10 protein-coding genes and 1 pseudogene are annotated in these 14,192 nt (G+C 74.4%); 2 read left to right on the top strand and 9 right to left on the bottom strand.

Annotated elements, in window-relative coordinates; all coding sequences use genetic code 11:
* Nucleotides 1–55: 55 nt before the first annotated feature.
* Nucleotides 56–1,453 carry a glycosyltransferase family 4 protein gene (locus tag MicB006_RS29775; protein WP_116510597.1) on the top strand — a complete coding sequence of 466 codons (1,398 nt, stop codon included), beginning with the start codon at nucleotides 56–58 and terminating at the stop codon, nucleotides 1,451–1,453.
* Nucleotides 1,454–1,631: 178 nt separating this feature from the next.
* Here the strand turns inward: MicB006_RS29775 and MicB006_RS29770 are convergent, their stop codons facing one another.
* From MicB006_RS29770 to MicB006_RS32120, 4 genes are all read right to left on the bottom strand, one after another.
* Nucleotides 1,632–2,915 (bottom strand): citrate synthase, encoded by a 1,284-nt coding sequence (locus tag MicB006_RS29770; protein ID WP_116510596.1) that lies wholly within the window; start codon nucleotides 2,913–2,915, stop codon nucleotides 1,632–1,634.
* A 176-nt stretch (nucleotides 2,916–3,091) separates the two neighbouring features.
* Nucleotides 3,092–5,155, bottom strand: a complete 2,064-nt coding sequence (locus MicB006_RS29765) for a sulfatase-like hydrolase/transferase (RefSeq protein WP_116510595.1) — start codon at nucleotides 5,153–5,155, stop codon at nucleotides 3,092–3,094.
* Nucleotides 5,148–6,563, bottom strand: coding sequence for a methyltransferase domain-containing protein (locus MicB006_RS29760; protein WP_116510593.1), 1,416 nt, complete (start codon nucleotides 6,561–6,563; stop codon nucleotides 5,148–5,150). Before MicB006_RS29760 ends, MicB006_RS29765 begins: the two co-directional genes overlap by 8 nt.
* Nucleotides 6,560–6,718 carry a hypothetical protein gene (locus tag MicB006_RS32120; RefSeq protein WP_184685639.1) on the bottom strand — a complete coding sequence of 53 codons (159 nt, stop codon included), beginning with the start codon at nucleotides 6,716–6,718 and terminating at the stop codon, nucleotides 6,560–6,562. Before MicB006_RS32120 ends, MicB006_RS29760 begins: the two co-directional genes overlap by 4 nt.
* A gap of 180 nt (nucleotides 6,719–6,898) precedes the next feature.
* Here MicB006_RS32120 and MicB006_RS29755 point away from each other — a divergent pair.
* A pseudogene (locus tag MicB006_RS29755) lies at nucleotides 6,899–7,301 on the top strand (VOC family protein).
* A gap of 11 nt (nucleotides 7,302–7,312) precedes the next feature.
* Here the strand turns inward: MicB006_RS29755 and MicB006_RS29750 are convergent.
* The 5 genes from MicB006_RS29750 to MicB006_RS29730 all read right to left on the bottom strand — a co-directional run bounded on the left by MicB006_RS29750 (nucleotide 7,313) and on the right by MicB006_RS29730 (nucleotide 14,090).
* Entirely contained in the window at nucleotides 7,313–8,038 is a 726-nt protein-coding gene (locus MicB006_RS29750; protein WP_116510592.1) for a helix-turn-helix transcriptional regulator, read from the bottom strand.
* Nucleotides 8,039–8,137: 99 nt separating this feature from the next.
* A complete protein-coding gene (locus tag MicB006_RS29745; RefSeq protein ID WP_116510590.1) occupies nucleotides 8,138–9,361 on the bottom strand; it encodes a dolichyl-phosphate beta-glucosyltransferase in 1,224 nt (407 codons plus the stop codon).
* Between the two features lie 3 nt (nucleotides 9,362–9,364).
* Nucleotides 9,365–11,788 carry a glycosyltransferase family 39 protein gene (locus tag MicB006_RS29740; RefSeq protein ID WP_116510588.1) on the bottom strand — a complete coding sequence of 808 codons (2,424 nt, stop codon included), beginning with the start codon at nucleotides 11,786–11,788 and terminating at the stop codon, nucleotides 9,365–9,367.
* 45 nt (nucleotides 11,789–11,833) lie between these two features.
* Nucleotides 11,834–13,366: a HAMP domain-containing sensor histidine kinase gene (locus MicB006_RS29735; protein WP_116510586.1), complete on the bottom strand. Its 1,533-nt coding sequence runs from the start codon at nucleotides 13,364–13,366 to the stop codon at nucleotides 11,834–11,836.
* A complete protein-coding gene (locus MicB006_RS29730) occupies nucleotides 13,344–14,090 on the bottom strand; it encodes a response regulator transcription factor (protein ID WP_073829754.1) in 747 nt (248 codons plus the stop codon). Before MicB006_RS29730 ends, MicB006_RS29735 begins: the two co-directional genes overlap by 23 nt.
* Nucleotides 14,091–14,192: the final 102 nt, after the last annotated feature.

The raw sequence follows: 14,192 nt of genomic DNA, 5'->3' as shown, positions 1-14,192 counted from the left end.
GCTCGTCGCCGCCATCGATGCCGGCGTGCCTCACCATGCATGGACGGAGATCGACGTGACCACTCTGCGGGTCGGCGCTCAGCCCGCCACCGCGACGGACCGGCTCCACCGGCCCACTCTCACCTCCCGCCCGGCCCCGCCGTCACCGGCCGGGGCCGCGCCCCGGACCCGGCGCATCCTGATGCTGTCGTGGGAGTACCCGCCGGTGCTCGTCGGCGGGCTCGGCCGCCACGTCCACGCGCTGTCCGTCGCGCTGGCCGCCGCCGGGCACGAGGTCACAGTCGTCACCCGCCACGCCGAGGGCGCTCCCCTGGAGGAGTACGCCGACGGCGTGCGCATCGTCCGCGCCGCCGAGGACCCGGTCACCTTCCCCCTGGCCACCGGATCGCTGCTGGCCTGGACCATGGCGTTCAACCACACGCTGACCCGGGCCGCGCTGCGCGCCGCCTCGTCCGGCGCCTACGACGTGATCCACGCTCACGACTGGCTTGTCGCGCACACCGCGATGACGCTGCGCGAGCACCTGGACGTACCGCTGGTCAGCACGATCCACGCCACCGAGGCGGGCCGGCACCAGGGCTGGCTGCCGGAGGAGATGAACCGCACCATCCACGGCGTCGAGCACTGGCTCGCCGGCGAGTCCGGCCGGGTGATCGTCTGCTCCGGCTACATGCGCGACGAGGTGGGCGCGCTGTTCGGCGTCGACGCGGCCCGCGTCGACGTGGTGCCCAACGGTGTCGAGCCGCACCGCTGGCGGGTGCCCGCGTCGGCGGTCGCCGCCGCCCGCGCCCGGTTCGCCGCCGACGGCCCGCTGGTCACGTTCGCCGGCCGGCTGGTGTACGAGAAGGGCGTGCAGCACCTGCTGGCCGGGCTGCCCCGGCTGCGCGATCGGCACCCCGGCCTGCGCGCGGTGATCGTCGGCGACGGGCCGTACCGGGCCGAACTGGAGGCCGAGGTGCACCGCCTCGGGCTGGGCGCAACTGTCAGCATGCCCGGCTTCCTCGGCGGCACCGACCTGCCCGCCGTGATGGCCGCCTCGGACTGCTTCGCGGTGCCGAGCATCTACGAGCCGTTCGGCATGGTGGCGCTGGAGGGGGCCGCCGCGGGCGCGCCGCTGGCAGTGGCCCGTACCGGCGGGCTGGCCGAGATCGTCGAGCCAGGCGTCACCGGGATGACGTTCGCCCCGCACGACCCGGACGGGCTCGCCGAGGCGGTGCACGCGCTGCTGTCCGACCGGGACCGGGCCCGTGCGCTCGCCCGGCGGGCCCGCGCCATGGTCCACGAGCGGTACGGCTGGGCCGCCATCGCGTCCCGCACCGCCGCCGCGTACGTGGCCGCCATCGCCGGCGACCCCGCGTTCACCGCCGCCCGGGCCCAGCACCGCATGGCCCACGGCCACCCCACCCCGCGAGTCCCCGAGGGCAACCTCCTCACCGCCGCCGGCCTGCGGTAAGGAAGGGCCCCTTCTTAACGCCTCCGGTAGAGGAAGGGCCCCTTGTTAACGCCCTCCACCCCGGTGCACGCGACGAGGGCCGCCGACCCGAGCAGGGTCGGCGGCCTTCGTCGTCCGCGTGTTAAAAGGGGGCCCCTCCTCTACCGGAGGCGTTAATAGGGGGCCCTTCCTTACACGCTCAGCGCTTGTCGGCGGGGACGTAGTCCCGCTCGACGGCGCCGGTGTAGATCTGCCGCGGGCGACCGATCTTGGTCTCCGGGTCGTTGATCATCTCGCGCCACTGCGCGATCCAGCCGGGCAGGCGGCCCAGCGCGAACAGCACCGTGAACATCTTGGTCGGGAAGCCCATGGCCTTGTAGATCAGGCCGGTGTAGAAGTCCACGTTCGGGTAGAGCCGGCGGGACACGAAGAAGTCGTCGGCGAGCGCGATCTCCTCCAGCTGCACCGCGAGGTCCAGCAGCGGGTCCGGCTTGGACATCCGGCCGAGCACGTCCTGGGCGGCCTTCTTCACGATGGCGGCGCGCGGGTCGTAGTTCTTGTAGACCCGGTGCCCGAAGCCCATCAGCTTCACGCCGTCCTGCTTGTCCTTCACCTTCCGCACGAAGGAGCGGACGTCGCCGCCGTCGGCCTGGATCTTCTGGAGCATCTCCAGCACGGCCTGGTTGGCGCCGCCGTGCAGCGGGCCGAACAGCGCGTTCACCCCGGCGGAGACCGAGGCGAACAGGTTGGCGTTGCTGGAGCCGACCAGCCGCACGGTGGAGGTGGAGCAGTTCTGCTCGTGGTCGGCGTGCAGGACGAACAGCATGTCCAGCACCCGGGCCACCACCGGGTCGACCTCGTACGGCTCGGCCGGCACGCCGAAGGTCATCCGCAGGAAGTTCTCGACGTAGCCGAGCGAGTTGTCCGGGTACAGCAGCGGCTGACCGATCGACTTCTTGTACGCGTACGAGGCGATGGTCGGGACCTTCGCCATCAGCCGCACGGTGGACATCTCCACGTGCTCGGAGTCGAACGGGTCCAGGCTGTCCTGGTAGAAGGTGGAGATGGCGCTGACGGCCGAGGAGAGCACGGCCATCGGGTGCGCGTCACGGGGGAAGCCGTCGAAGAACCGGCGCATCTCCTCGTGCAGCAGCGAGTGCCGCCGGATCCGCTCGCTGAACTCGGTGAGCTGCGTCTGGGTCGGCAGCTCGCCGTAGATCAGCAGGTAGGAGACCTCCAGGAAGGAGGACTTCTCGGCCAGCTGGTCGATCGGGTAACCCCGGTACCGCAGGATGCCGGCATCACCGTCGATGTAGGTGATGGCGGACGAGCAGGACGCGGTGTTCACGAAACCGGGGTCGTACGTGGTCATCCCGGTTTCCTTGAGCAGCTTGCTCACCCCGATCCCGGCGGGGCCCTCAACCGCGGACTGCACCGGCATCGACAGCTGCCCACCGGGGTGGTCGAGCTTGACTTCCGTCATCTGTTCCTCGCTTCGCCGGCAAGATCTTCGTTGAATTGCCTTCGCTTCTACCGTAATCACGGCGCGGAGAACACCGCTCGTCATGGTTTCGGGGTGAGGTGTGCGTCACCTGTTTCCCGGCCAGGCGGTCCGGAAACCGGTTGGGAGCGCGACCATGGGCGCCGGCGGAGGGCCCGTCACGACAGCGTGAGCCGGCGCAGCGACCCGTCGTCGCCGACCCGGTAGAGGTCGAGCCGGTTGGGGCCGGCGGCGAAGAGCCGGTCGTCGGGGAGGAACGCCGCGAACCGCCGGCCTCCGGCGTCGGGGGGCACCACGGGCACCACCGCGCCGACCGTGCCGTTCACCGCGACGGCGAGCCGCGTCCCGTCGGGCACGTCGTCCGGGACCGTCCCCCAGACCAGCGCGGGCAGGCCGCCGCGCGCAGGGTCGACCGCGTCGAAGGCGTCCCGGTTCGCCACCGTGGCGGACCCGCCCACCGGCATGTCGGGGACCCGGGTGCCGACGAGCGGGTCGACGGGTACGGGCGGGAGCGGGGCGGGCACCCCGCCGGTGATCGTCACCGGCTGGCCTGGGTGGTCGTAGAAGTGCTTGTCGCTGCGCTCGCGCGGGGCCGCCGCGGCCGACCGGCCGTCCATCTGCCAGGGCACCCGCATGTGGGTCTCGTCGGCGATCGTGGGCAGCAGGTCCACGTGCTCCCAGTTGCGGTCGTCCACCCGGCCGGCGCGCTGGCCGGGTTTCTTGACGAACATCGGTACCCAGGCCACCTCGTTCGCGGCGTGGTCGATGGCGTCCATCCCGCGCCCCTGCCAGTCCCGCCGGAAGCTCACCCCGTGGTCGGCGGTGACCACCACCAGCGCCTGGTCGTAGAGGCCGGTGGCGCGCAGCGTCCGGAGCGTCTCGCCGATCAGCCGGTCGGTGTAGCCGAGCTGGGCCAGGTGCCGGGCGCGGGCCAGGTCGACCCAGCCGGCGCCGTCGTTGGGCAGGTCCTCGGGCGCGGCGTAGTGCGCCCCGGACGGCAGGTACGCCCACGGCGAGTGCGGCATCAGCAGGTGCAGGAAGTGCAGCGTGGGCCGGGGGTCGGGGCGCAGCCCGGCCAGGAACGAGGTGAACCGGGCCGGCTGGTTGTCGTCGAGGGTGTCCCAGCGGAACTTGGGGTCGTCCGGCACCGGCTCGGCGGCGTCCAGCCCGGCCTCGGCGGCGGTCCGCTCGCGGTAGGAGTCCTCCGGGTCGACGCGGCTGTCCACCGGCGCGGCGATCCGGCCCAGCAGCTTTCCGCTCTCCCGGACCAGCACCCCGAGCCCTTGTTCCGGGGTCGTGGCCTGCTCGCAGCGGCTCGGCGGGCAGAGCCGGGTGATGCTCTCTTCGGCCTTGACCCGGTACAGGCCGCCGAGCGCGGTGAACAGGTTGTCCGGGTACTGCGAGTAGTGCGGCGCCACGCCCCGCTCGGGGTAGCGCCCGGTGAGCATCGCGGGCAGCGCGTAGGGCGTCCAGCCGCTGACGCCGGTGGCGTTGCGGTACCAGGTCGACCCGGCCGCGAGCGCGGCGAAGTTCGGATAGCGGGCGGCGTCGATCCGGCCGTCCGGGCCGAGCAGCGACACCAGCGGCAGCTCGTCCAGCACGATCATGACCACCGGCGGGTGCGCGCCCGCGCCGGCCACCCCGGCCGCGCCACCCTCGCCGCGCGGCAGCACCACCGCCGAGGCCGGCGAGGCGAACAGGAACAACCCGACGAACACCAGCGGCCCGGCGGCGGCCACCCGCAGCACCCGCCGGGGCGCCCGCCACCGCCGGTGCGCGGCCGCCCCGGCGGCTCCGGCCACACCGGCGACCACAAGCAGGGGTACGCCCCGAAGCGGCGTGACGTGCCGGCCGACCTGGACCGCCAGCGCGGCGAGCAGCAGGCCGACGAACGCGGTGTGCACGGCGGCCCGGACGAGGCGTCCGGCGGGCACCGCAAGCGCGCCGAGCAGCGCGAACGCGCCCAGTAGGGCGAACAGCGCTGTCGGCGCGAGCGCGATCAGGGCGACCAGGAGCAGCACGTCGCCCCGGGAGGCGCGGTGGAACAGGAAGAAGTCGGGGCTGCGGCCGAGCACGTCGAGCAGCGGCTGGGTGACCACCAGCCCGACCAGCGCCGTCACCTCCGCCAGCCGCGCCGCCTCGGACCGCCACCAGGGCGGGCGTTCCCGCCGGTCCGGGCCGGCCGCGTGGTCCCGGGGTGGCGCGAGGGTGCGCTCAGCCACCCACCACCACCTGGTAGAGCGTGCGGGTGCCGGACGGCAGTTTGGTGCGGGCGACCACCCGGCCCCGGCGGGCCAGCAACGCCTCGAAGGCGTCGCGCCGGTAGTTCGGGAACAGGCCGTCGGGCTTGTTGGCGAGCAGGCGGCGGGCCATCGGGTCGTCCGGGTGGACGAACTCGACCACCAGGCTGCCGCCGGTGGCGGTGAGCGCGGTGAGCTGGTTCAGCACCTCGGGCAGCGGCACGTTGCGTCCGATCGCCAGGTGGTGCACGACGGCCAGGGCCAGCACCACGTCGGCGCGGGCCCGGTCGGCGAACGCGGCCCGCTCGACGCCGCGCCAGCCGCCGCCGGGCGACGGGTCGGCCAGGTCCATCACCAGCGGCAGGATCCGCGTCTCGCCCTCGTCGCGCAGCGCGCGGTAGAGCGTGTCGACCACCGCCGGGTCCTGCTCGACCGCGACGACGTGCGCGGCGTGGCGGGCGGCGATACGGGCGTACCGGCCGTCGTTGGCGCCCAGGTCCAGCGCCGAGCCGCCGCCGGTGGCGGCCACCGCGCGGTCGACGAACTCCTCCTTGGCCTGCCGGTCCGGCACCGAGTACGCGCACGTGCGCTGGTAGTCCGACCAGTGGCTGCCACCCGGCCGGTGGTCGAGGCGGCGGACCAGTTTCGTCAGTCCGCGTACCGTGGCCAGCGCCAGCTCGCGGGAGAAGCCGGCGGCGCGCAACTGGGCGCGGACGTCGGTGGTGCTCGCGGCGGAGTTGCGGGCCTGCATCGCGCCGTGCAGGTGCACGTGAGTGGGCACACCGGCCCGCCAGCGCCGGGCGCCGCCGAACAGCCGGCGCATCTGGTCCGCCTCGACGCCGTCGACGCGGGCCCGCAGGAACGGCTGGAAGTCCAGCCCGAGGTGGGCCTGGATCAGCAGCGGGTAGAGCAGCGTCTGGCAGAACTGCCGGTAGCCGGCCCAGGGCTCGCCGTCGCGCAGCGCCTCGAACGAGCCGACGTCGATGAAGACGGGTCGCGCGCCGCGCCACTGCACGTTGTACGCCGAGCCGTCCTTCGTGGTGAAGCCGGCCTCCAGGGCGGCGCGCAGCACGTCGAGGTGCAGCAGCGCCGCGTCGCGCAGCATCGCGGACGACCACTCGTAGGGGTGCGAGACGAACGGGATCCGTTCGTGCCGCAGCACCGCCGCCCATGACGTGTCGACAGGGACCGGGGTCAGCTCCTCGGTGGCGACGATCTGCCCCTGCTCGGCCGCGCGGCGGAAGAAGTCGGTGACGGACAGCGCCCGCCAGTCGCGGGCGGAACGCTCGTCAAGCCCGCGCAGCACCTCTTCGCCCCGGTGGAACACCCGGTTGCCGGGGTCGCGGAAGGAGCCGGGTTCGACGCGGACGCCGGTGTCGGGGACCGTCACGCCGCGGGGCCCTGGTCGCTGGGCTGGCGGCGGAACCGGGACACCAGGCGCCGCCAGTAGAGCTTGGCGGCCACGGCCACTCCGGCCACGCCGCCGACCACCGCCTGCACGATGAGACTGCCCGATCCCGCGTCCAGGTAGGCCAGGTGGTTCACGGCTGCTTTCCTTCCGTCGCCGGTCGTCGGTGCGCGCCCGGTATGCGAGCTTTAATGCTCAAAGCCGGACTTGTTCCCCACCGTAACGCCTCGGGCGCCGCACGCGCGGCCACACCGGCCACTCGTCCCCCGTCCGATCCGTTCAAGACGGGCGGTCCCCCTCGCGCCTACCGTGGCGGCATGACACCGCAGTTCGATCTGGTCGGGGCCGTGGTCACCGACATGGCACGCACGCTCGACTTCTACCGGCGGCTGGGGCTGCCGATCCCGGCCGGCGCCGAGACGGAAGGGCACGTGGAGGTCACGCTGCCGAACGGCGTACGGCTGGCCTGGGACACGGTCGAGATGATCCGCAGCTTCCACCCCGACTTCGACCCGTCCGGCGGCAACAACCGGATGAGCCTGGCCTTCCGGTGCGCCGACCCGGCCGAGGTGGACCGCTGGTACGCCGAGCTGACCGCCGCCGGCCACCACGGTGAGCTGCCCCCGTGGGACGCGTTCTGGGGCCAGCGGTACGCGGTCCCTGCACGACCCGGACGGCAACGGCGTGGACCTGTTCGCCCCGCTGCCGGCGGGCGACTGACCGGAGGCCGGTCAGGCGGTGGCCGGGGTGAGCAGCCGCGTCGGGGGCACCCCGGCCAGCTCCCGCACCTCGCGGGTGAGGTGGGCCTGATCGGCGTACCCGCTGCGCACCGCCACCTCGGCGAGCGGCGCGCCGCTACGGGCCAGGTCCAGCGCGCGGCGCATCCGCAGGATGCGGGCCAGCGTCTTCGGGCCGTACCCGAACAGGGTCCGGCTGCGCCGGTGCAGAGCACGCGCGCCGAGGCCGACCTCGGCGGCGGTCGCGGCGACAGTGGCCCCGGCGGACAGGCGTCCGGCGATCCGCGCGCCGAGCGGGTCGGGGCCGCCGGCCTCGCGCAGCCGATCCCGGGCCACCCGCGTCAGCACGGCAGCGGCGGCGTCAGTCCCGTCGCTGCCGGTCGGCGCGGACAGCGCGGTCTCGACCCGCTCGGCCACCTCGGCGGCGGCGCGGCCCCACAGGTCGGCGAGCGGTACGCGGCGGTCCCGCAGCTCCTCGGCGGGCACGCCGAACACGGCCGGGCCGGTCCCCGGCGGCAGGCGCAGTCCGATCCACCGGTCCCCCGGCGCGGACCGCGACAGGTGCGCGGTGCGGTCCGGACCGGCCACCAGCGGCCCGCTCCGGCTGGACCAGAGCAGGTCGACGCACCCGTCCGGCAGCACCCGCGTCTCGCTCCCGCCGGACACGCTGCTCCACAGGACCGCGCCCGGAACCCCCGGCGTCCTCCACTCCCGGTACACGCCCTCAACCCTGCCGCCCTCCCCGTCGATCATGAAGTTGACGCCACCGGCGTCCGGCGTGTCGCGCCGCCAACCTCATGATCGACGGGGTGGGGGGGCTCACTGGCGGTGGTGCATCGCCAGGCGGAGCAGGAGGAAGCGCAGGGCCGTCGCGGCCAGGTTCGCCGCCACCAGCACCACCAGCTCCAGGCTGCGGTTCGGGGCGGTGGTGGCGTGCAGCGCGGCGAGCGAGCCGCTGGTCAGGGCCAGGCCGAGCGCGAACGCGAGCAGCCCCTGCAGATGGTGCCGTCCGGCGTGCCGGCGTCCGCTGACACCGAACGTGAGCCGCCGGTTGGCCGCCGTGTTCGCCACCGCTGTGAGCAGCAGTGCCAGCAGGTTCGCCGGCTGCGCCCCGAGCGGTCCGCGGGCCAGCAGGAACAACAGCAGGTACGCGAGCGTGCTCGCCACGCCCACCGCGGCGAACCGGGCGAGCTGACGCGGCAGGCCGGCCGGAACCCGCGCCGGCGGGGCCGGCAACGGGCCGCGGCCGAGCTGGGCGCGCAACTGTGCCAGCGGCAGCGCTCCGGTGACCAGCGCGCGGCCCAGCCGCCCGATGCCCCGCAGGTCGGCCAGCGCGGTGGCGACGATGTCGACGCGGCTGTCCGGGTCGTCCACCCAGTCCACCGGCACCTCGTGGATGCGCAGCCCGGCCCGCTGCGCCAGGACCAGCAGCTCGGTGTCGAAGAACCAGCCGGTGTCGCGTACCAGCGGCAGCAGCCCGGCCGCCACGTCGGCGCGGATCGCCTTGAAGCCGCACTGCGCGTCGGAGAAACGCGCCGCGAGCGTGCCGCGCAGCAGCAGGTTGTAGCCCCGCGAGATCACCTCCCGCTTGGCGCCCCGGACCACCCGGCTGGTCCGCGCCAGCCGGGTGCCGATGGCCACGTCCGAGTGCCCGGAGATGAGCGGCGCCACGAGCGGCAGCAACGCCGCCAGGTCGGTGGAGAGGTCCACGTCCATGTACGCGAGCACCGGCGCGGGCGAGGCCGACCACGCGGCGCGAAGCGCCCGCCCGCGTCCCTTCTCGTCCAGGCGCAGCACCCCCACCTCGGACAGTTCGTCGGCGAGCGCCCGCGCCACCGCCGGGGTGCCGTCCACGCTGGCGTTGTCGGCCACCGTGATCCGGAACGGGTACGGGAAGTGCGCGGTCAGGTGCTCGTGCAGCCGCCGGACGCAGGGGCCCAGGTCGGCCTCCTCGTTGTAGACCGGGACCACCACGTCGAGCACCGCGCTGCCGGTGGCGGGCCGGGCCCGCACAGCGGCCCGGGGCGCGTACGTGCCGGTCACCGCTCAGCCCTGCTTTCCGCTGCTCAGGTCGTACACGGTCACGCCGTCGACGGTGCTCGCGGTGAAGGTTCCGGCGACCCAGGCGGCGATCTCGGCCGAGGCGTTGCTGCCGCCGTTGGCCCGGAACCCGCCGCCGCCGAGGAAGTAGTGGATCCGCCCGTCGGCGACGTACCGCTGGAACTCGGCGAGCGTCGGCGACGGGTCGCTGCCGTTGAAGCCGCCGATCGGCATGACCGGCCGGCCGGTGGCCAGCTGGTAGCCGGAGGCGTTGTTCGAGCCGATCGTGGCGGCGACCCAGGTGTAGTCGTCGGCGTCGGCGGTGAGCAGAGCGGTCATCTCGGCGCTCGGCTCGCGGGCGTCGAGCAGGCCGCCCATGCCCCCGCCGCGCTGGCCCCGGCCGTCCGGTCCCATGCCCCCCTCCGGACCGGTGCCGCCGGGCGCGCCCGGGGCCGAACCACCGCCCGGGAAGCCGGGGAATCCACCGGCGTTCGCCCCGCCGCCCGGCCCGGTGCCGTCCGGACCCGTGCCGTTGGAGCCGGTGCCGCCCGGGAAGCCCGGGAACTGCCCGTTCCCGCCGCCCGGGCCACCGGGGAACTGCCCGTCCCCGCCGCCCGGCATCCGCCCGCCCGGTCCACCACCCGGCCCCCCGAAGCCGCGCGCTCCGGCCGGTCCCGCGCTCGGAATGGCGCCGCTGTGCGGGGTGGCAGCGGTCTGCATCGCGTACGCGGCCGGCCCGGCCAGCGCCACCGCGATCCCGGCGACGGACACCACCGGCACCACCCACCGCACAACCCGCCCGGCAAACCCGGCCCGGTGCCCCGCCGCCGCCCCCGTCTCGGAGTTGACCAAGGGGTTTGCGTCATCCTGAACGCCGTTCCCGGACACAAACCCCTTGATCACCGGGGTGGGCTGGGAGCCCGCGGTGGGCAGGGAGCCGGGAGGGGGTGGGGAGCCGGGAGAGGGTGGGGCGGCCCGGCGGGGGCGGGTGAGGAACGCCGATGCGGCCAGGAGGACGGCTGTGGTCAGGCCCACTGCGAGGACCGTGGGGCGCAGCCAGGGGTGCCAGTCGGGGGTGCGGCCGAGCAGCCGCCAGGACCACCAGGCGGTGACCGCGAGCGTGGCGGCCAGGGCCAGCGTGGCGGCGAACCCACGCCACCGAGCCGGCGCTGCCGAGCCAGATGCAGCCGAACCCTGCGGGGCGGGCGCCATCGCCTCGGCGGAACGGGCCCGCCAGAGCACTGTGACGCCGATGCCGACCAGCGCGCCGACCGCCGGGGCCAAGGCGACCGTGTAGTACGCGTGGAAGATGCCGGACATGAAGCTGAAGATCAGGCCGGTGACCAGCAACCAGCCGCCCCAGAGCAGCAGACCGGCCCGGGTCCGGTCGGTACGCGGCGCCCGCCCGGCCAGCCACAGCCCGGCGACCAGCAGGATCAACGCGGCCGGCAGCAGCCAGGAGATCTGCCCGCCCACCTCGGTGTCGAACATCCGCAGCAGACCGGCCTGTCCGGAGAACGGTCCGCCGCCGGGGCGTCCGCCGCCACCGCCGACGCTGCCCACCTCGTCGCCGGTGATCCGGCCCAGGCCGTTGTAGCCGAGCGTCAACTCCAGGATGCTGTTGTTCTGCGAGCCGCCGACGTAGGGGCGGGCGCCGGACGGCACCAGTTCCACGATCGCCACCCACCAGCCGGCCGAGACGACGACGGCGAGCCCGGCCAGCAGGAGCTGGCGGATGCGCCGTCCCAGGCCGGTCGGCGCGGTCAGCAGGTAGACCCCGGCGAAGACCGGGATCACCAGGAACGCCTGGAGCATCTTGGTGAGGAAGCCGAAGCCGACGAGCACGCCGGTCAGCGCGATCCACCGGGTGCTCGCCGTCTCGACCGCGCGCACAGTCGCGTACGCGGCGGCGACCAGCAGGAAGACCAGCAGCGCGTCCGGGTTGTTGAACCGGAACATCAGCGTCGCCACCGGGGTGAGCGCGAGCACCGCGCCGGCGAGCAGGCCGGCGGCCGGGCCGTACCAGCGGCGCACCGTCGCGTACAGCACGCCGACCGAGGCGACGCCGAGCAGCGCCTGCGGCACCAGGATCGACCAGCTGCTCAAGCCGAAGATCCGGACCGACAGCGCCATCAGCCAGAGCGAGGCGGGGGTCTTGTCCACCGTGATCGAGTTGGCCGCGTCGGACGAGCCGTACAGGAACGCGGTCCAGTTCTGCGAGCCGGCCTGCACCGCTGCCGAGTAGAACGCGTTGGCCCAGCCGGAGGCGCCCAGTCCCCACAGGTAGAGCAGCCCGGTGGCGGCCAGCAGACCGAGCAGGGCCGGGCGGGCCCAGCGCGGACCGGAGCCGGTGCGGTTCTCCAGGGGTACGGGCACGGTTCCGGGTGGTCCGGCCGCGGGCGCGGTCGGCAGGCTCTCGGTTCTGTCCATGCCGGCAAGCCTCGGAGCGCCCGCTGACCCGCTGCCGTGAGCAGCCTATGCGTCGGCTGTGGATCCGGGCAGCCAGACAGTGAACGCGGTGTGGCCGGGCCGGCTGACCACGTCGACCCGGCCGTGGTGGGCCTCCACCACGGCGGCGACGATGGCGAGGCCGAGGCCGGTGCTGCCCTGCGCGCGGGAGCGGGAGCTGTCGCCGCGCGCGAAGCGCTCGAAGACCTCCGGCTGCAACTGCTCCGGGATGCCCGGCCCGTCGTCGGTGACGCCCATCTCGACGCCGCCGGGCACGGGTGCGAGCCGTACGGTCACAGTGGTGCCGGCCGGGGTGTGCACCCGCGCGTTGGCGAGCAGGTTCGCCAGCACCTGGTGCAGCCGGTGGGCGTCGCCGGTGACGGTGAGCGGTTCGTCGGGCAGGTCGAGTTGCCAGCGGTGGTCCGGGCCGGCGACGTGCGCGTCGCTGACCGCGTTCACCGCCATGGCGGTCAGGTCGACCGGCTCGGCGGCGAGCGGGCGGCCGGAGTCCAGCCGGGCCAGCAGCAGCAGGTCGTCGACGAGGCTGGTCATCCGGGTGCTCTCCGACTCGACGCGGCGCAGCGCGTGCGCCACGTCGGGCGGGACCTCCTGGCGGCCCCGGCGGGCCACCTCGGCGTACCCGCGGATGGCGGCCAGGGGGGTGCGCAGCTCGTGGCTGGCGTCGGCGACGAACTGGCGTACCCGGGTCTCGCTGGCCTGCCGGGCGGCGAGCGCGGCGGCGACGTGGCCGAGCATCCGGTTGAGCGCGCCGCCGACCTGCCCGACCTCGGTGCGGGGGTCGGTGTCGGCGGCCGGCACCCGCACCGACAGGGCCACCTCGCCGCGGTCCAGCGGCAGTTCGGTGACCCGGGCGGCGGTGGCGGCGACGCGGTTGAGCGGGCGCAGCGTGGCCCGCACGACGAGCGTGCCGAGGGCGCCGGCGATGACCAGCCCGGCACCGATCACCCCGGCCTGGGCGACGACCATCCACATGACGGTGTCGTCCACCTGGGCCATCGGGATCGCGAGGACCAGGACGTCGCCGTCGCCGCGCGGCGACCGCATCGCGACCGCCCGGTACTCGCCCCGGTCACCGACGACGACGGTGCGCGGGCGTTCACCGGCGGGTACGCGGGCCAGCGCGGTCAGGTCCGCGGCGGGCACCTCCTCGCTGTCACCGTCGCCGGACCGGATCCGGCCGACGGGTTCGGCGGTGGCGGGCACCCGGACCGCGATCGAACCCGGCGGGAAACCGCCCGGGGGCGCGGGCGCCACCTCGTCGGAGTCCGGCGGGGTGGGCTGCTGGTCCGGGCGCGGCGGATCCATGCCCCGCCGGGCCCAGCGTTCGAGGTCGTCCGGGCGGCGGTCGCCGAAGCTGAGCTGGTTGTCGATCTGGTCGATCAGGAAGTGCCGCAGCGCGACGGTGGTCAGGCCGCCGATGCCGACGCTGACCAGCGCCAGCAGCGCCACCACGGAGAGCACCAGCCGGCGGCGTAGCGACCAGCCGGCCAGGCGGCGGCGCAGCCGGCCACGGCCGTCACTCGGCGGGCTTGAGGACATAGCCCGCCCCACGCAACGTGTGGATCATGGGCGCCCGGCCCGCGTCGATCTTCTTGCGCAGGTACGAGATGTACAGCTCGACCACGTTGGCCTGGCCGCCGAAGTCGTAGTTCCAGACCCGGTCGAGGATCTGCGCCTTGCTGAGCACGCGGCGCGGGTTGCGCATGAGATAGCGCAGCAGCTCGAACTCGGTGGCGGTGAGCGTGATCAGGTCGTCGCCGCGGCGTACCTCGTGGCTGTCCTCGTCGAGGGTGAGGTCGCCGACGGTGAGCACCGCCTCCTGGCGGGCGGCGACCGCGAAGCCGGAGCGGCGCAGCAGCGCGCGCAGCCGGGCGATCACCTCCTCCAGGCTGAACGGTTTGGTGACGTAGTCGTCGCCGCCGACGGTGAGCCCGGCGACGCGCTCCTCCACGGCGTCCTTGGCGGTCAGGAACAGCACCGGCACGCTCGGCGACTCCTCCCGCAGGCGGCGCAGCACCTGGAAGCCGTCCAGGTCGGGCAGCATCACGTCGAGCACCACGGCGTCCGGGCGGAACTGGCGGGCCGTGCTGATCGCCGCCATCCCGTTGCCGGCCGTGGCGACCTGCCAGCCCTCGTACCGCAGGGCCATGGAGAGCAGGTCGGTGAGCGTCGGCTCGTCGTCGACCACGAGCACCCGCACCGGCTCGCCGTCCGGTCGGCGCAGCTCGATCCGACCCTGCGCGGACTGCGCGTTCATGACCATGCCCCCATCGTGGGCGGACCGGCTGTCGCCGGGCTGTCCCGATCCTGTGTACCAGCTGTGCGCGCCACGCGACGGCAATCCGGGCTGGGCCGGCCGGGTCTT

The organism is Micromonospora sp. B006 (assembly GCF_003408515.1).
Taxonomy (GTDB): Bacteria; Actinomycetota; Actinomycetes; order Mycobacteriales; family Micromonosporaceae; genus Micromonospora; species Micromonospora echinospora_A.
This window is presented reverse-complemented; position numbering and strand designations above follow the sequence as displayed.